The following is a 16,757-nucleotide window of genomic DNA, read 5'->3' on the forward strand; positions in this document are numbered from 1 at the left end:
TCTCCCGGTCCGGTGTCGTTCAGATGGCGAAGACGGTCTTGCCGCGCGCCCCGCCCGCGCGGTTCTGTACGAGCGCCTGCGGCGCCTTCTCCAGCGGGAGCTCCATGTCGACGGGCACGGTCAGCTCGCCGCGTGCCACCGCGGCGGCCAGCTCGTCCAGCACCGCGGCGGTCGGGGCCAGCCGGAAGTCGGCCCAGGCGACGCCCGCCGGTGCCGCGACGCCCCGGGTGGTCACCGCGACCCCGCCGTCGCGCACCAGGGCGGTGTACGCGGCGAACGAGTCGGTGTCCGCGGAGACCAGGTCGACGAGGGCGTCGACACCGTCCGGGTACAGGTCGCGCACGACGGTCTCCAGCGCCTCGGGGCCCTCGGTCGTGTCGACGGTGACGGTGGCGCCGAGCGCCCGCATCCGCCGCCGCTCGTCGCCCCGCACGGCGGCGACGACCGCGGTCCCCCGGGCCGAGGCGAGCTGGGTGAGGAAGCTGCCGACGCCGCCCGTCGCCCCCACGATCAGCAGGCTCAGCCCGCTGCGTACGGCCGTGCTCGACAGGATCTGCGCGGCGGTCGACCCGGCCGTGGGGAGCGCCGCGGCGAGCTGGAGCGGCATGTCGCGGGGGACCAGGGCGATCGGGGAGTCCTGCGGGACGCACACGTACTCGGCGTACGCACCGGGGCGTCCAGGGAGCGCCGGCACCCGGCCGAAGACCGGGTCGCCGACCCGGAACGTGTTGTCGCCGCTGCCGATCATGTCCACCCGGCCCGCGAAGTCGGTGCCGAGCACCAGCGGGAACACCGGCGGGACGGCACCTTCCGGGGCGCCGTCGGCGGTCTGCCGGTCGAGCGGGTTGAGCGCCGCGTACTCGATCTTCACCCGCACCTCGCCCGCACCGGGGTCGGGCTTCGGCATCTCGACGAGACCGGGCTCCGCACGGAACGCGCTGACAGCGATGGCACGCATACGGCAGACCTCTCACTCGCCCCCTGCTCTCACGCCTCCCACTCTCGCCCGGCCCACGCACCCGCGCATGTCGGGCCGGGGAGGGCTCGGAAGGCCCGGGAGCGCCCCGGATCAGGTGCCCGAGGGCGCCGCGGCGGCCGTCCGCCCCCGCCGGCCCGCCACGAACCGGCCGAGGAGGCCGCCGACCACCAGCACCGCCCCCACGATCAGCACGATCCACACCGTCGTACGCAGGGACGCGGTCAGCGCGTCGTAGACCGCGGCGGCCCCGGCCCGGTCGGTGCCGGGCACCTCGTCGAGCACCCGGTCGCGGCCGACGGCCACCGCGATCCGGAGCAGGACCGCGCCCAGGACCAGCCCGCCGCCGGCCACGGCCGCGGTGGTCAGGGCGGCCCGCGGACCACCGCGTACGAGTGTGAGACCCAGCACCAGGACGAGCAGGACCACCGTCGCCACCGCGGGCCAGACGCTGCAGTACCTGAGCCACCGGAACGAGGACCGCAGCTCGTCGGCGCGGTCGGCGGACAGCACGGTGATGGAGGTCTCCCGGACCGGGATCCGGTCGGCGAAGGGCACCCCGCTGTCGACCAGCTCCTTCTTGACCTCCTCGATCACCGGCGCCAGATCGATGGTCACGGCCTTCCCGTCGTCCCCGTGCAGCGAGGCGGTGACGGCCTGGTGCGCCGTCCGGTTCGCGCTGTCCCACGCCCGCTGGAAGGCCTCGGTCGTGGTGAACGACAGGGCGGTCTCGTGCAGGAACTGCTCGACGGTGTCCTGGAGCGGCCCGACGTCGATGTTCTTCATCGCCTCGTCCGTGACCACCGTGGCCACCGTGTTCCGTACGTCGGTGTCCGAGGCCAGCGGGGAGACGGCGGCGAGATACCGGTCGGTGTCGTCCAGCTCCAGATCGACCCACGCCGAGAGCGCGCCGAACGGGACCAGCACGGCGAGCAGGACGAGCAGTACCGCCGACAGAGCCGCTGAGAGAGAGGTCCGCACAGGTCCCAGCCAATCCCGTGCGGCGGCGGGGCGCTCCGGGCCGTACGCCATTCGAGTTGCCGGGTGGCCCGGCCGGGTGTGCGCTGGAGGAAACACGACGGCGGACGACGGGGGCGACGGAAGGAGCTGTGCGCCATGGCCACACACGCAACGATGCCGATGGGCCGGCGGACGCATGCCCGCACCCCCGCCCGGCAGGAACACCGGCACACCGCGCTCGCCTGGATGGTCCCCCTGGTGCTGGGCGTGATCCTCGGTTTCTGGGCCTTCTTCATCAACCGGGACGGCGGGGCGACCACGAGCGGTCAGATCTGGCTCGGAGTCGTCTCCGGCGTGGGCTTCGCCGTGCTCTGCTTCCTGCTCGCGCGCTTCCGCTGGTCCCTCCCGCGCGAGCTGCGCGCGGCGGCGTTCGGCGTGCTGGCCGGGGGCGCGGTCGGCTATCTGTCCAGCCTGAACGGCAGGAGCGTGCTGATGTCGGGCTTCATCGGGCTGGTGGTCGGCGCGGGCATGCTCGTCACGATGTTCTACGCCTACTACACGCGCGAGGAATGACCGGCCGGTCCTTCCCGACCGACGGGCGCGGCAGCCGGACCACCTCCGGCCGCCGCGCCCGCGTCATTTGGTCGGATTCGCCCCGCGACCGGGACGCACCGTGCCATCGTGGCCCGTATCCGCCCTCGACACCGCCGACAGGGAGGGGACCATGAGCACTGAACTGGCCATCGAGACCACGGGGCTGGTGAAGGTCTTCGGCGACAACCGCGCGGTGGACGGCGTCGACCTCGCCGTGCCCGCGGGCACCGTCTACGGAGTCCTGGGGCCCAACGGGGCCGGGAAGACCACCACGGTCAGGATGCTGGCGACCCTGCTGCGGCCGGACGCGGGCCGGGCCCTGGTCTTCGGCCACGACGTCGTGAAGGACGCCGACACGGTACGCGGCCGGGTCAGCCTCACCGGGCAGTACGCCTCGGTCGACGAGGACCTGACCGGTACGGAGAACCTCGTGCTGCTGGCCCGGCTCCTCGGCCACTCCAGGCCCGCCGCCAGGGCCCGGGCCGCCCAGCTGCTGGAGGCCTTCGGGCTCGGCGAGGCGGCGGGCAGGCAGGTGAAGGACTACTCCGGCGGCATGCGGCGCAGGATCGACATCGCCGCGTCCATCCTGAACACGCCGGACCTCCTCTTCCTGGACGAGCCGACGACCGGGCTCGACCCGCGCAGCCGTAACCAGGTGTGGGACATCGTGCGGGCGGTCGTCGCGCAGGGCACGACGGTCATGCTGACCACCCAGTACCTCGACGAGGCCGACCACCTGGCCTCCCGCATCGCCGTGATCGACCACGGCAAGGTGATCGCGGAGGGGACGAAGGGCGAGCTCAAGGCGTCCGTGGGCGCCGGCTCCGTCCATCTGCGCCTGCGCGACCCCGCCCAGCGTCCCGAGGCCGAGCGGGTGCTGGCCCACGCGCTCGACGCGACGGTGCAGCTGGACCCCGACCCGGTGGCGCTGACCGCCACGGTCGGCGGGCACGGCACCGACAGGGGCGCGGCCGAACAGGCGGCGCGGGCGCTGTCGGAGCTGGCCCGGTGCGGCATCCACGTGGACAACTTCTCGCTGGGCCAGCCCAGCCTCGACGAGGTGTTCCTCGCGCTCACGGACAAGAAGGGGGTGGCGGCATGAGCACCGTGCCCACCACGGCCGAACGCGGCGACGCCGAGCTCGGCGCCCCGGACGCGGGGACGCTGGCCTCCCTGCTGGTCGGCCAGGAACGGCCGCACCGGCCGAGCGCGCTGTCGGCGTCGCTCACCTTCGGATGGCGGGCCATGCTGAAGATCAAGCACGTGCCCGAGCAGCTCTTCGACGTGACGGTCTTCCCGGTCATGATGGTGCTGATGTTCACGTACCTCTTCGGCGGGGCGCTGGCCGGCTCCACCGAGGGCTACATCCAGTTCCTGCTGCCGGGGATCCTGGTCATGAGCGTCGTGATGATCACGATGTACACGGGTGTCGCGGTCAACACCGACATCGCGAAGGGCGTGTTCGACCGCTTCCGCACGCTGCCGATCTGGCGCCCGGCTCCGATGGTCGGCTATCTGCTCGGCGACGTCGTGCGCTACCTCCTGGCCTCGGCCGTGATGCTCGTGGTCGGCATCGTCATCGGCTACCGGCCGGACGGCGGCCTGCCGGGCGTGCTGGCGGGCGTCGCGCTCCTGCTGGTGTTCTCGTTCGCCTTCTCGTGGATCTGGACCATGTTCGGCCTGATGCTGCGCACCGAGAAGTCGGTGATGGGCGTCAGCATGATGGTGATCTTCCCGCTGACGTTCCTGAGCAATGTCTTCGTCGACCCGAGCACGATGCCGGGCTGGCTCCAGGTGTTCGTGAACAACAGCCCGGTGACCCATCTCGCCGCCGCCGTACGCGAACTGATGGCCGGCAACTGGCCCGCGACGGACATCGCCTGGTCGCTGGGCTGGTCGGCGCTGTTCGTGCTGGTCTTCGGCGCGGTGACGATGCGCCTCTACAACCGGAAGTGACGGCGCGGGGCGGACGGTTGACCTTCCCGGTGGGGGAAGCCCCAGCATCGGCGGGGCCGGGCGCTTCCGTCCGGCGCGAGGAGGGGGCGTGGTGGAACACGAAGGCGGGGCGTCCGGGCGCGCGGAGCTGGTGACGATCGGGGAGTTCGCCCGGCTGTCCAGGCTCTCCGCCAAGGCCCTGCGCCGCTACGACGAGCTGGGCCTGCTCCGGCCCGCCCTGGTCGATCCGGTGAACGGCTACCGCTACTACGACCGGGCCCAGGCGGAGACGGCGCGGCTGGTGGCGTGGCTGCGCCGGATCGGGATGCCGCTCGCCCGGATCGCCGAGGTGGTGGCACTCGACCACGGCACGGCCGCGGCGGAGATCCGCGCCTACTGGGCGAGGGTGGAGGCCGAGACGGCCGCCCGCCGGGAACTCGCCTCCTTCCTCGTCGACCATCTGTCAGCGAAGGAGAACGCCGGAATGTCGAACGGCAACGGAACCGGCCGAGGGTCGGGAACCCTCGGGATCCGCTACGCGGCACTGGCCCACCCCGGCGCGGTGCGCGCCTCCCAGCAGGACACGGCGTACGCCGGGGCGCGGCTGCTCGCCGTGGCGGACGGCTTCGGGGAGAGCGGCGCGGGGGCGAGCGCGGCGGCGGTCAACGCCCTGCGACCGGCCGCGCGCGGTGCGGTGAACGCGGCGGACCTGCTCGGCGTCCTGCACGAAGCGGCCGAGTCCTCGGCGCGGGCGGTGCACGACGCGGTGGGCGGTGACGGGGCCCCGGCCGAGTCCGGGACCACGCTCACGGCTCTGGTGTGGACCGGTGAACGGCTGGGCCTGGTGCACATCGGGGACTCCCGGGCCTACGCGCTCCGTGGCGGCGAGTTCTTCCGGATCACACACGACCACACCCTGGTGCAGTCGATGATCGACGACGGGTCGCTGACCGAGGAGGAGGCGGCATCGCACCCGCAGCGCGCGATGCTGCTGAGGGCTCTGACCGGAGGCCCGGAGGCGTCTGCGGCCCGCCCGGAGGTCCGGCTGCACGACACGCTGCCGGGCGACCGCTATCTGCTCTGCTCGGACGGGTTGTCGGCGGTCGTCGACGAGACGGACGTGGCCCGCACGGTCATCGCGGCCGACGGGCCCGATGCGGCTGTGACCGCGCTGGTCGCCCTGGCGGGCGACGCGGGCGCCCCGGACAACGTGTCCTGCGTCGTGGCGGACGTCGTGGCCCTCTGATCCGGAACACGACGGACGGGCGGGCCCCCGGGGTGCAGGGGCCCGCCCGTTCCGTGTGCGGGAGGCCGGATCGGCTCGGCGGTCAGTCGCGGACGACGGTGACCGGGCAGCTCGCGTGCTGGGCGACGTGGAGGCTGACCGAGCCGAGCAGCGTCGCCTTGAAGCCGCTGTAGCCACGGGCGCCGACGACCAGGAGGTTCGCGCCCTTGGAGCGTTCCAGCAGGGACTGGGCGGGGTTGCCGATCACCACGATCTTCTCGACCGCCGCCGCTCCCTCGGCGCCGAGGGCCTCCTCCAGCGCCTCGTTGAGCGCCACGGTCGCCACCGCCTGGGGGTCGAAGTCCTCCGGCATGCCCGGCATCATGGATCCCCAGTTGGTCGCGGGGTACTCCCAGCTGTTCACCGCCTCGACGGTGTCGCCGGTCAGCTCGGCCTGGCGTACGGCCCAGCGCAGTGCCTTGATCGACGGGTCCGACCCGTCGACGCCCACGACGATCCTGCCCATGTCTGCCTCCAGTGTGTTCAACATTTACGGCATACAGGGAGCAACTGTAGTCACGTCGGGCTCCGGGGGCCGGTCAGGCCTCCGGAGCCCCTGGTCCGGCCGAGGTTCAGCCGACCCGCAGTCCGGCGAGCTGCTCCTCGAACGGGACCAGCGCGTCCTCGCCGTCGTCGAGGGTCGGGGTCCGTGAGGCGCCGGACACGGTCCGGCCCGTCACGGCGGAGGCGAGTTCGCCGCCCGCGCGCCGGATCCGGGAGGGCAGTCCCTCGGTGTACTCGTCCCCGTTCGAGCCCCAGTCCTCGGATGCCGCGTACACGGAGGTCGGCAGGACGACGGCCCGCAGGTAGGCGAAGAGCGGGCGCATCGCGTGTTCCAGGACCAGCGAGTGGCGGGGGGTGCCGCCGGTCGCCGCGATGACGACGGGCCTGCCGGTCAGCGCGGTGTTGTCGACCAGGTCGAAGAAGGACTTGAACAGCCCGCTGTACGAGGCGGTGAAGACGGGCGTCACGGCGATCAGTCCGTCCGCGCCGGTCACCGCGTCGAGCGCCTTCTTCAGGGCGGCCGGCGGGAAGCCGGTGACCAGGTGGTTGGCGATGTCGACGGCCAGGTCGCGCAGCTCGACGACCTCGACCTCGACGCGGCGGTCCTGCTCGGCCGCCAGCCTCTCGCGGGCCGCCTCGGCGAGCCGGTCGGCCAGCAGCCGGGTGGAGGAGGGGCTGCTGAGACCGGCCGCGACGGCGACGATCTTCAGGGGGGCGGTGGCGGGCACGGTCATCGGAGCTCCTTCGGGTCTGCGGCGGCGGCGCGGGCGGCGGTGACCGCGGGGTGGACGGGGGCGTCCGGCACTCCGGCCGGGCGGAGGCGGGCGAACTCCTTGCGCAGGACGGGCACGACCTCCTCGCCCAGGATGTCGAGCTGCTCCAGGACCGTCTTCAGGGGCAGCCCCGCGTGGTCCATCAGGAACAGCTGGCGCTGGTAGTCGCCGACGTCCTCGCGGAACGACAGGGTCCGCTCGATGACCTCCTGCGGGGAGCCGACGGTCAGCGGGGTCTGCTGGGTGAAGTCCTCCAGGGAGGGCCCGTGCCCGTAGACCGGCGCGTTGTCGAAGTACGGGCGGAACTCCCGCACCGCGTCCTGCGAGTTCTTCCGCATGAACACCTGGCCGCCCAGGCCCACGATCGCCTGCTCGGCGGTGCCGTGCCCGTAGTGGGCGTAGCGGCGCCGGTAGAGGTCGACCATCTTCTTCGTGTGCTCCATGGGCCAGAAGATGTTGTTGTGGAAGAACCCGTCGCCGTAGTACGCGGCCTGCTCGGCGATCTCCGGCGAGCGGATCGAGCCGTGCCAGACGAACGGCGGCACGCCGTCCAGCGGGCGCGGGGTGGCCGTGAACGACTGGAGCGGCGTACGGAACTTGCCCTCCCAGTCCACGACGTCCTCGCGCCACAGCTTGTGCAGCAGGGCGTAGTTCTCGATCGCCAGCGGGATGCCCTGGCGGATGTCCTTGCCGAACCAGGGGTAGACCGGGCCGGTGTTGCCGCGGCCCATCATCAGGTCGACGCGGCCGTCGGCCAGGTGCTGGAGCGTGGCGTAGTCCTCGGCGATCTTCACCGGGTCGTTGGTGGTGATCAGCGTGGTCGAGGTGGAGAGGATCAGCTTCTCGGTGCGGGCCGCGATGTAGCCGAGCGTGGTCGTCGGCGAGGACGGGACGAACGGCGGGTTGTGGTGCTCGCCGGTCGCGAAGACGTCCAGGCCCACTTCCTCGGCCTTGAGCGCGATCGCGAGGGTCGCCTTGATCCGCTCGTTCTCGCTCGGTGTCGTACCGGTCGTGGGGTCGGTGGTGACATCCCCGACGGTGAAGATCCCGAACTGCATGGCGCCCGCCTCCAAAGGTGTTGAGCGAGAAGTCTTGAGCGAGTGGTGCGATGTAGTGGTTGAACGTTGAACTATGTGAAGACACCCTACAACGGAGCACCCCCTCTCTCTATTCCACCCGCTCCCCGGCCCCTGTCCATCCGGCCCTGCGTACCCTGGACGCGGCGCCCGCTGCGGCCGCCGGACGGAGGAACGCCTGATGAGCGAGAGCGAACGCTGGAAGGAGCGCGGCGTCGCCCTGCGCGTCTTCGTCTACGTCTTCGCGACGCATCTGTTCGCCGGGTTCGTCATGCTGCTGTTCTACGTCGGCGGCGGCGACAAGTAGGAAACGCTCCCGTGCCGGAAGGCCGGTGCACGCTACACTCGACGCATGACCTCCGTACCGTGCCGGAACTGGTGGCGCTCCTCCTAGGAGCGGCCACCTTCTCTGCACGGAACCAGGGCCGTTCGATCTTCGGACGGCCCTTTTCGCTGCCCCGGTGCCCCGTGACGGGCCGTCCTCCACGCATACACCACCAGCGAGGAGACCCCCGTGACCACGACCGCCGACCTCTCCGTCAGTCCCGCGGTGCGCCGCAGCGCCGAACTGGAGCAGCAGCTCGCCCTGGACCCCGGACGCTTCCGCGTCCTCACCGGGGACCGGCCCACCGGCGCCCTGCATCTCGGCCACTACTTCGGCACCCTCCACAACCGGGTGCGCCTCCAGGACCTCGGCGTGGACGTCTTCGTGCTGATCGCCGACTACCAGGTGCTCACCGACCGGGACGTCGCCGAGCGGCTCACCGAGCATGTGGAGGGGCTGCTCCTGGACTACCTCGCCATCGGGATCGACCCCGCCCGTACGACGGTCTTCAACCACAGCGCGGTCCCCGCCCTCAACCAGCTGCTGCTGCCGTTCCTGTCCCTGGTCTCCGTCGCCGAACTGGGCCGCAACCCCACGGTGAAGGACGAGATCGCCCACTCCCGCCAGTCGGCCGTCAGCGGCCTGATGTACACCTACCCGGTGCACCAGGCCGCCGACATCCTGTTCTGCAAGGGCAATCTCGTGCCCGTCGGCCAGGACCAGCTGCCCCACCTGGAGATCACCCGCACCGTCGCCCGGCGCTTCAACGAGCGGTACGGCGATGTCTTCCCCGAGCCCGACGCGCTGCTCTCCGCGGCGCCCCTGCTGCTCGGCACCGACGCCACCAAGATGAGCAAGAGCCGCGGCAACTCGATCGCCCTGGGCGCCGACGCCGACGAGACCGCCCGGCTGATCAAGGGCGCCACCACCGACGCGGACCGGCACATCACCTACGACCCCGAGCTGCGGCCCGGGGTGTCGAGCCTGGTGCTGCTGGCCGCGCTCTGCCTCGGCCGCGACCCGCACGAGGTCGCCGAGGAGATCGGCGGCAGCGGCGCGGCCGGTCTCAAGCGGACCGTGACGGAGGCCGTCAACGCGGCGATGGCCCCGATCCGCGCCTGCCGGGCGGAGTACGCCCAGGACATGGGGTACGTACGCGACGTGCTGCGCGCCGGCAACGAGCGGGCGAACGCCGTGGCCGAGGCGACGCTCACGGAGGTCCGGGAGGCGATGGGCATGTTCAGCTGAGCCCCCGCCGAGCACCACCCGCCCCCGGCCGTCCGCCCCCAGCCCCAGCCCCCGCTCAGCGGCGTGACACCGAGCGATGCTGCCCGCGCAGCAGCTCGGCCAGCCCGCGCCGGGTCGCGGCGATCACCACCCGGTCCTCCGGCTGCAGCACATAGCCCGGGTGCAGGTCCCAGACCAGGCCGGAGGGCCGGTCCGGGGTACCGGGGCCGGTGGCGCCGTCCGGGTCGAACGGCGGTACGGCGGCCAGGTCGGGGAGGCGGTCGGCCGGCGGGGTGGCGTCCAGGGCCAGGACCCGCCAGGCACCCGCCCGGAACGCCTGGTCGACGGTGCGGCCCTCCAGTTGCGGGTGGCCCGCCACCTCCAGGGCGGCGAAGAGCATCACCTTGCGCTCCACCGGCACCGCGCCGAGGATCTGCCGCCCCATCATGGCGACGGCGAACGACGGCGCGGCCAGGTGGGACACCGAGCGGGAGCGGGTCAGGGCCTGCGGGTGGGCCGTGCGCAGGGTGCGGTAGACGGCGGTGGCGAACTCGTCGTCGTACAGACGCAGCGCCACGCGCAGTTCCGGCTTCACCGAGCGGGCGTACAGCGCGGCTTCGAGGTTCGTCGTGTCGATGCTGGTCAGGGCGAGCAGCGCGCGGGCCCGGCGGATCTTGGCCGCCTCCAGGACGCCCTCCTGGGTCACGTCGCCGAGGACCGTCGGGACGTGCAGGCTGCGGGCCAGCGGAATGCCGCGCGCCTCCGGGTCCTCCTCGACGACCACCACGGGGATGTCCAGCTCCCGCAGGCGCACCAGGACCCTCGTACCGATCTTGCCGAGACCCAGCAGGACCACATGGCCGGACAGACCGCGCGGGGGCCGGCGCAGCGAGGACGCGGTGCGCAGCGAGCCGAACGCCTCCAGGACGGCGGCGACCAGCAGCGGCAGCAGCAGGAGCCCGGCCATGCCGGAGAGCAGCTGGATGACCTGGCGGGACGCCGAATCGGTGTCCTCGACCGCCGGGTCGCCCATCGCCAGCAGGTCCAGCAGGGTCAGATAGGCGGCGTGCAGCGGGCTGTCACCCGTGGTGACCACCGAGGCGACGGCCAGGGCGACGACGGCCGCCGCGACGCCCAGCGCCGACCAGCGCAGCCGCCGGGAGAAGACCTGGCCGAGCGGCGCGCCCCTGCCGCCCATGCGGGTGGGTGCCTGGTCGGGACCCGCCTGGCTGATGGCCTCCAGGACGATCGTGCCCCGGCCCGTGGCGGCGTTCACCGTGGCCCGGTCGGGCAGGAGCTGCGGGCCCTCGTCGCCGCTGCTGTCGGAGCCCTCGCTGCCGGCCGGGTCCTGGCTGGTGGAGGAGAGCAGGGCCAGGGTGCACAGCCCCGGGTCGGCGAGCTCGCCCGGGCGCGGCGGGGTGCGCTCGACGGCGCGCAGGAGAAGTCCCTCGGCCTGGATGACCTTGCTGCTGCCGGTCAGCGCGGTGGCGGCGAGGGCGGGTGCGGCGGTGTCGGCGTCGGAGAGGACGGTGGTGGAGGCGTCCAGCACGGCCGGGTCGAGGCCGGGCATGGCGACGGCGGCCGCCTGGTCGAGCAGGGTCTCCAGGTGCTGGCCCAGCTTGCGGTTGTAGAGCCGGATGACGAGGCGCAGGCGCGGATTGAGCCGACGGGCCGTCAGGGCGGCGCGGATGTTGAGCTCGTCGTCGTCGTAGACGAGGGCGAGCGCGGCGGCGCGGTCGACGCCGGCCTCCTCCAGCACGTCGTCGGAGGGCTCGTGCGCCTCCATGATGCGGACGGCCTCGACCCCGGCGTTCGTGTCGCCCGCGCCGTTCCCGCCGGCCGTCCCGTTGCGCATCATCGCCGCCGACATCCGCCCGAACAGCGCGCCCGCCCGGGCCCGTTGGGTCAGGGGCAGGTCCGGCCTGCTGGGTTCCCGGCCCGGGGGGACCAGGAGCGTGACCCGCTCCCCGTACACGTAACGCAGCTCCACGGCCAGCCTGCGGGCCAGGGCGTCGTCGCCGCAGACCACCATGTGGCCGCTGCTCGCGGGGCGTTGGGGCTGTTGAGGAAGTGAGGTCACGGAACCCAGCATGCCTTGCTCCCCCCGGATCAGTCGGGCGTGTCGGTGATCATCGCGTGACGGGGGCGTGGGCCCGCGCCCGCCCTCCGGGGGCCCGTCGCCCGCTCGATGGCCGCCTCGACCGCCGCGATCCGGTCCGCCAGCAGACCCAGCGCACCGACCGCCCGGGAGGCGGGGTCGCCGTCGGGCCCGCCGAGGGCCTGTGTGCGTACGTAGGCGGAGGTGACCGCCGCCCAGCGCTCGGCCTGTGCCGGGCTGAGCGTGCCCCGCAGGGCGGCCAGCTTCAGCAGGTTCGACTCGGCGCCCGTGGTGAGCGTCTGGGCCTCGCCGGCGTAGTGGTCGTCGACGACGGCGGACAGCTCGTCGTCGTTCATGACGGGCACGATCCGTTCGGCGATCTTGTTCATGTTGCGGTACGAGCCCTGGAGCCGGAACGGCGGCTCGGTGCGCGCCGCGTCGGTCTGCGCCGCCGACGCGATGTACGCCGCGTTCACCGCGAGGACCGTCTCCCGGGCCGTGAGCAGATGGCGCAGGACGGAGACGATCCTGTCCAGCTCGGCCGGCGCGTAGGCGTGCTCCAGCTGGTCGGCACGGGCGGCGAGCCCGGAGCCGGACGCCATGCGCACGAGCAGCGCCAGGTCGGCGCGGGAGCGGCCCGCGAGCGGGGCGAGGACCGGGTTGGCGGTCAGCGCGTTCTCCACGAAGCTCAGGGCGAAGACGTCCTCCCGGCCGCTCAGCACCTCGCCGAGATTCCATACGTCGGCCCGGTTGGCGAGCATGTCCGGAATCCTGAACCGGTCCCCGGACTCGGTGTACGGGTTGCCCGCCATGACCACCGCGAACCGCTTGCCCCGCAGGTCGTAGCTGCGCGGCTCGCCGTCCCGCACACCCTCGACACGGCGGGTGGCGTCGCAGAGCGGAATGAACTTCTGGAGCAGTTCCGGCGAGGTGTGCTGGATGTCGTCCAGGTAGAGCAGGGTGTTGTTGCCCGACTCCAGCGCGAAGTTGATCTTCTCGACCTCGCGCCGTGCGGTCGCCCCGCGCGCCTGCGCCGGGTCCAGGGACGTCACGTCGTGGCCGAGGTTCGGCCCGCTGACCTTCACCAGGACCATGCCGAGCCGGTCGGCGACGTACTCCATGAGCGTCGTCTTGCCGTAGCCGGGCGGGGAGACGAGCAGCAGCAGGCCCTGCGAGTCGGTGCGCCGGTCCGCGTCCGCGGTGCCGAGCTGCTTGGCGAGGCTGTCGCCGATCAGCGGCAGGTACACCTCGTCCAGCAGCTGGTTGCGGACGAACGCCGACATCACGCGCGGCCGGTGGTCGTCCAGCCGCAGCCGGGCGCGCTCGGAGTCCACCAGCGTGGTGCGCAGCCGCTGGTAGGCACGGAATCCGGGCACGCCTTCGGCGCGGAACTCGGCGGTACGGGCGAGGAGTTCGTCCAGCCGTACGGTCAGCGACCCCCTCTCGACCCGGGGGTGGTCGCCGAGCAGCCCGTCCACGGTCGCGGTGAGCGGGGCGTCGAGGTCGTACCGATCCAGGCCGGGGCAGAGCTCCACGGCCGCGGCCTCCGCCAGGTCCCCGGCGTCCACATCGGTGCCGGACGCGGCGGCGTACGAGCCGAGCCAGCCCTCGACCAGCTGGCGCCGGGCCGGCAGGTCGTCACCGAACGCGGCCAGGTCGTCGTCGTACGCCGAAGTCCCCGTCGCCCGGCGGAACTTCTCCAGGAACTCGCGGGTGACGGCGCTCGTCACGAACCCGGCGGGACCGCTCGTCAGCTCCTCGAAGAGGTACACGGCGGCCGTCCTCCCCGCGCCCATCACGGCCGCCCACTCCTCCTGGAGCACGGCGATGGCGGGGGCGAGCCCGAAGGTGTCGCGGGCCCGCGCCAGCGACACGGCCCGGCGCGTCCAGGAGGCACGCAGGGCGTCGTCCGCCTCGTGCGACCAGAACAGCTGCGCGGCGGCGCGCACGGCGGGCTCGTACCGCAGCAGGCCCGCCCCGGCGTACAGCTCCAGCAGGACCGTCAGGATCGCGGTGGCGTCCTCGTCGTGGACACCCCGCTGGTGGCCCTCGTCGTACGCCGCCGCTGCCGCCTCCCGGACGAGCCCGGCCAGGTCCCGCGCGTCCGCCAGGGCGTCGGCGCCGTGCTCGTCCAGCAGCCGGGCGGCCAGGTGCTCGGCGCGGTAGACGTCCCGGGACTCCGAGGGCAGCAGCCGGTCCCAGTACGGGCGGGTCGCCGCGAACTCCGGGTCGGTGACCGGGGCCCGGTAGTCGGTGCCGGTCAGCGCGAAGGCGAGCCGGTCGCCGTGCGGGACCAGGGTCAGGTCGAAGGGCCGGCTGTTCACCGCGAACCGGTGGCGACCCAGCTTGAGGACCGCGCCGCCGTCCGCGTACAGCTCGCCGCGGTCCCGCAGCGCGCGCCCGGCCTCCTGGCGGGCCGCCTTCAGCCGCCCGTCGAGCTCCTCGGCGCGCACCGGGTCGCCCAGCTCGCGCAGCTCCTCGGCGGTGCGCCGGACCTTGGCGACCATCGGGTCGGAGGCGAAGTACGTGTGGACGGCGTCCAGGTCTTCCAGCGCGGCCAGGCGCCTGGTGACCGTCTCCAGCACCCGGGCGGCCGAGTCCGCGAGCCGCTCGGCCCGCCGGGCACGGGCGTCCTGGAGCGTCTGCCGGCGGGCCGAGAACGCCTCGTGGACCTCGGTCCTGCGCTCGGTCAGCCGGCCGAGGAAGTCGTCGGACTCCGCGAACCGCGACTCCAGGTTCTCCAGCTGGAGCAGCAGCCGCGCCAGCTGCTCGTCGCAGGCCTCGGGGGAGTCGGCGGCGGCCAGCGCCCCCGTGACGGCCTGCCCGAGCAGCGCGAACTCGGCGGCGAACTCGGCCCGGCCCTCCTGGGACAGCAGCTCCCTGCGGCGGGCGTCGAGGGTGGCGCGGGCCCGGTTCGCGTCGCCCAGCACCCCGGCGATCCGCTCCAGGATCGACGTACGGACGGTGGCGTCCCCGATGTCGAGCCCGGCCACCACGTCCGTGACGGTCGCCAGCCCCTCGGTGATCGCCGTCAGCCGGTCGCCGACCTCCGAGGCGTCCGCGACCGCGGTCAGGGCGTCGGCGGTGGCGGTGAGGGCGGCGAGCTCCTCGTGGTAGCCGGCGAAGGCGTCCTCGCGGGCCAGGAAGGAGACGGCCCGCCGGGCGGCCGACGCCAGGTCGTCCTCTGCCTCGGCGGACAGCTCGGCGATCCGCCCGGTGTCGGCGTACCGCATCTCGGCGAGCGTCGCCAGATGGCCGTGGGTGCGGCGGAGTTCGGTGAGCTGGTCGACCCAGGCGGCGGCCGTGCGCGGGGCCTCGCCCCGGATGCGGCGGACCAGGGCGGTGAGCTTGGCCGCCGTGGCGTCGAGGGCCTCGGCGGCCTGCCGGGTCAGCTCCTGCACCGTCCCGAACTCGGCCAGGACCTGGCCCGCGGTGGTCCCGATCTCCGTCAGGGGCTCGCCGAGTCCGCCCAGCTCGGGGTCGGCGAGCCAGTGGTAGCGGTCACCGGCCCGGGCGCAGTCGGCGACGAGCCGGGCGTACACGGCCGCGGTCGGCGTCATGTCGCGGATGCCGTGCGCCAGGGCGAGGCAGTCGGAGATCCCGCGCACCAGGTCGGCGTTGCCGGTCCGGGCGAGCGGACCCGTCCCGGCGGGGCGCGCGGCGGCGTAGGTGTCGGAGACGTACGGGGTCTGCCAGCGCTGCAACGGGTGGACACGGACGGGCCCGTCCTCGCCGCCCTTGAGCAGGACGAGGGTGCCGTCGTCCAGGAGCGCGTGCCCCCGGCCGAGCAGCGGGGTGGCGACCTCCTGGCGGATCAGGTTGTACGGCAGGAGCAGGGTGCGGCTCTCGTCGCGGGACCGGAAGACGTACAGCACGTCCTCGCCGTTGGGCGAGCGGACCGCGCCCTCGAAGACCGGGTCGGTGAGCTCCTCGGCGGTGTCGAACGTCTTGGCCGCGCCGGTGGTCAGGTAGTAGCCGCCGGGGAAGATGATCCCCTGGTCCTCGGGGAGCCGGTGGCAGGACGGCCCGATCGCGTCCAGCCGCTGGACCCGGCCGAGCAGCGTGTTGAAGACCAGGTGGCGCCAGGCCTCCTCCTTGTACGGGCGCACCCGGAGCAGGACCAGCGGCCCGGCCTGCGCGTACTCGACGTCGGCGTCCGCCAGGGACTGCAGCGGCTCGTCGACGGGCTCCTCGTAGATCCCGTCCGGGGTCTCGGTGTCGTCCTCGGTCTTGACGGTGAGCGTGCCGCCCAGGGTGTCGACGAAGAGCGCGCCCTCGGCGACCGCGATGTGCGGGTGCCGGCCGGGCCGGTGGGCGTCCCGGCCCGCCGGGGTCCAGTCGAAGTCGTGCGAGGGCGGGAAGACGTGGTCCTTCTCGCCCCGGGCGTCCAGGAACTCCCCGGGCGTCCCGTCCGGGCCCAGGGCCCAGCGCAGGACGCGGACGTCCTCGGCGCTCTCCCCGGTGCGGAAGACGGCGATCAGCCGGCCGTTGACCCTGCGCAGCCGCAGCAGCCGGGCGTCCCGGAAGTAGCGGTGCAGGCCCGCGAACTCCCGTACGAACGCCTCGTCGGCCAGGGGCCCTTCGCCCGTCACCTCGTCCAGGCCGGCCTCCCGCAGGACGAGGACGTCACCGACCCCGGCCTCCCCGCCGACGCCGGGCCCCCGCTCGAAGCCGAACAGCAGCCGGTCGCCGACGGCCACCAGGTCCCGGGCCAGCGAGGGGCGCTCCGTGTGCACCTGCTCGGTGGCCAGCAGCCGCAGCCCGGCCGACCCGAACTCCTCGGTCCGCCGCGCGTTGAGCGCCTCGGCCCGCCGGACGAGCTCATCGGCCTGCGCCCCGAGCCGCCGCCGGAGCACCTCGTAGGCACCGCCGTCGGCGAGTGTGGTGTCACGGTCCATGCGTACGGCTCCCTACGGAATAACACTCACTGACAACGCCCCCTCCGGAGCGCATCGCCGTGCGAACAGGCGCGCTCTCACGCCCAGCCCGGCACAATCAAGCCCG

General features: G+C 73.3%; 13 protein-coding genes. 6 read left to right on the top strand and 7 right to left on the bottom strand.

Features of this window, described 5'->3' with window-relative positions:
* Nucleotides 1-19: 19 nt before the first annotated feature.
* On the bottom strand, nt 20-958 hold the full coding sequence (locus tag JKV81_RS00155) for an NADP-dependent oxidoreductase (RefSeq protein ID WP_129264538.1): 939 nt from the start codon (nt 956-958) through the stop codon (nt 20-22).
* Between the two features lie 111 nt (nt 959-1,069).
* Entirely contained in the window at nt 1,070-1,957 is an 888-nt protein-coding gene (locus tag JKV81_RS00160; RefSeq protein WP_124277821.1) for a hypothetical protein, read from the bottom strand.
* Between the two features lie 135 nt (nt 1,958-2,092).
* Between JKV81_RS00160 and JKV81_RS00165 the strand changes: the two genes are divergently transcribed.
* The 4 genes from JKV81_RS00165 (at nt 2,093) to JKV81_RS00180 (ending at nt 5,711) form a co-directional block, all read left to right on the top strand.
* Nucleotides 2,093-2,509, top strand: coding sequence for a hypothetical protein (locus JKV81_RS00165; RefSeq protein ID WP_129264537.1), 417 nt, complete (start codon nt 2,093-2,095; stop codon nt 2,507-2,509).
* Between the two features lie 151 nt (nt 2,510-2,660).
* The gene (locus JKV81_RS00170; protein ID WP_129264536.1) at nt 2,661-3,632 is read left to right on the top strand and encodes an ATP-binding cassette domain-containing protein; all 972 of its coding nucleotides are present in this window, start codon (nt 2,661-2,663) and stop codon (nt 3,630-3,632) included.
* Nucleotides 3,629-4,486: an ABC transporter permease gene (locus JKV81_RS00175; RefSeq protein WP_129264535.1), complete on the top strand. Its 858-nt coding sequence runs from the start codon at nt 3,629-3,631 to the stop codon at nt 4,484-4,486. The genes JKV81_RS00170 and JKV81_RS00175 overlap by 4 nt, the downstream gene beginning before the upstream one ends.
* 91 nt (nt 4,487-4,577) lie before the next feature.
* Nucleotides 4,578-5,711, top strand: a complete 1,134-nt coding sequence (locus tag JKV81_RS00180) for a MerR family transcriptional regulator (RefSeq protein WP_202074676.1) — start codon at nt 4,578-4,580, stop codon at nt 5,709-5,711.
* Between the two features lie 82 nt (nt 5,712-5,793).
* On the opposite strand, the gene JKV81_RS00185 is transcribed toward JKV81_RS00180, so the two are convergent.
* The 3 genes from JKV81_RS00185 to JKV81_RS00195 all read right to left on the bottom strand — a co-directional run bounded on the left by JKV81_RS00185 (nt 5,794) and on the right by JKV81_RS00195 (nt 8,085).
* Nucleotides 5,794-6,216 (bottom strand): universal stress protein, encoded by a 423-nt coding sequence (locus JKV81_RS00185; RefSeq protein ID WP_099173364.1) that lies wholly within the window; start codon nt 6,214-6,216, stop codon nt 5,794-5,796.
* Nucleotides 6,217-6,322: 106 nt separating this feature from the next.
* Nucleotides 6,323-6,988 (bottom strand): FMN reductase, encoded by a 666-nt coding sequence (locus tag JKV81_RS00190; protein ID WP_236054815.1) that lies wholly within the window; start codon nt 6,986-6,988, stop codon nt 6,323-6,325.
* Entirely contained in the window at nt 6,985-8,085 is a 1,101-nt protein-coding gene (locus JKV81_RS00195) for an LLM class flavin-dependent oxidoreductase (protein ID WP_129264534.1), read from the bottom strand. Before JKV81_RS00195 ends, JKV81_RS00190 begins: the two co-directional genes overlap by 4 nt.
* A gap of 199 nt (nt 8,086-8,284) precedes the next feature.
* On the opposite strand from JKV81_RS00195, the gene JKV81_RS36025 reads away from it, so the two are divergent.
* Nucleotides 8,285-8,410: a DUF6126 family protein gene (locus JKV81_RS36025; protein ID WP_222723278.1), complete on the top strand. Its 126-nt coding sequence runs from the start codon at nt 8,285-8,287 to the stop codon at nt 8,408-8,410.
* Between the two features lie 207 nt (nt 8,411-8,617).
* Complete coding sequence (gene trpS / locus JKV81_RS00200) at nt 8,618-9,676, top strand: tryptophan--tRNA ligase (RefSeq protein ID WP_202074661.1); 1,059 nt, start codon at nt 8,618-8,620, stop codon at nt 9,674-9,676.
* Between the two features lie 55 nt (nt 9,677-9,731).
* Here trpS and JKV81_RS00205 read toward each other — a convergent pair whose 3' ends face one another.
* Together JKV81_RS00205 and JKV81_RS00210 are read right to left on the bottom strand one after the other, a co-directional pair.
* A complete protein-coding gene (locus JKV81_RS00205; protein WP_129264532.1) occupies nt 9,732-11,747 on the bottom strand; it encodes an NAD(P)-binding protein in 2,016 nt (671 codons plus the stop codon).
* Between the two features lie 17 nt (nt 11,748-11,764).
* Nucleotides 11,765-16,651: a DNA repair ATPase gene (locus JKV81_RS00210; RefSeq protein WP_202074662.1), complete on the bottom strand. Its 4,887-nt coding sequence runs from the start codon at nt 16,649-16,651 to the stop codon at nt 11,765-11,767.
* Between the last annotated feature and the right edge of the window lie 106 nt (nt 16,652-16,757).

The organism is Streptomyces silvae, assembly GCF_016745505.1.
GTDB lineage: Bacteria > Actinomycetota > Actinomycetes > Streptomycetales > Streptomycetaceae > Streptomyces > Streptomyces silvae.

Excerpts from the sequence above, each read along its gene's own strand:
- JKV81_RS00190 (WP_236054815.1), bottom strand. The coding sequence starts at position 6,988 with ATGACCGTGCCCGCCACCGCCCCCCTGAAGATCGTCGCCGTCGCGGCC.
- JKV81_RS00210 (WP_202074662.1), bottom strand. The coding sequence starts at position 16,651 with ATGGACCGTGACACCACACTCGCCGACGGCGGTGCCTACGAGGTGCTC.
- JKV81_RS00165 (WP_129264537.1), top strand. The coding sequence starts at position 2,093 with ATGGCCACACACGCAACGATGCCGATGGGCCGGCGGACGCATGCCCGC.
- JKV81_RS00195 (WP_129264534.1), bottom strand. The coding sequence starts at position 8,085 with ATGCAGTTCGGGATCTTCACCGTCGGGGATGTCACCACCGACCCCACG.
- JKV81_RS00205 (WP_129264532.1), bottom strand. The coding sequence starts at position 11,747 with ATGCTGGGTTCCGTGACCTCACTTCCTCAACAGCCCCAACGCCCCGCG.
- JKV81_RS00170 (WP_129264536.1), top strand. The coding sequence starts at position 2,661 with ATGAGCACTGAACTGGCCATCGAGACCACGGGGCTGGTGAAGGTCTTC.
- JKV81_RS00175 (WP_129264535.1), top strand. The coding sequence starts at position 3,629 with ATGAGCACCGTGCCCACCACGGCCGAACGCGGCGACGCCGAGCTCGGC.
- JKV81_RS36025 (WP_222723278.1), top strand. The coding sequence starts at position 8,285 with ATGAGCGAGAGCGAACGCTGGAAGGAGCGCGGCGTCGCCCTGCGCGTC.
- JKV81_RS00185 (WP_099173364.1), bottom strand. The coding sequence starts at position 6,216 with ATGGGCAGGATCGTCGTGGGCGTCGACGGGTCGGACCCGTCGATCAAG.
- JKV81_RS00155 (WP_129264538.1), bottom strand. The coding sequence starts at position 958 with ATGCGTGCCATCGCTGTCAGCGCGTTCCGTGCGGAGCCCGGTCTCGTC.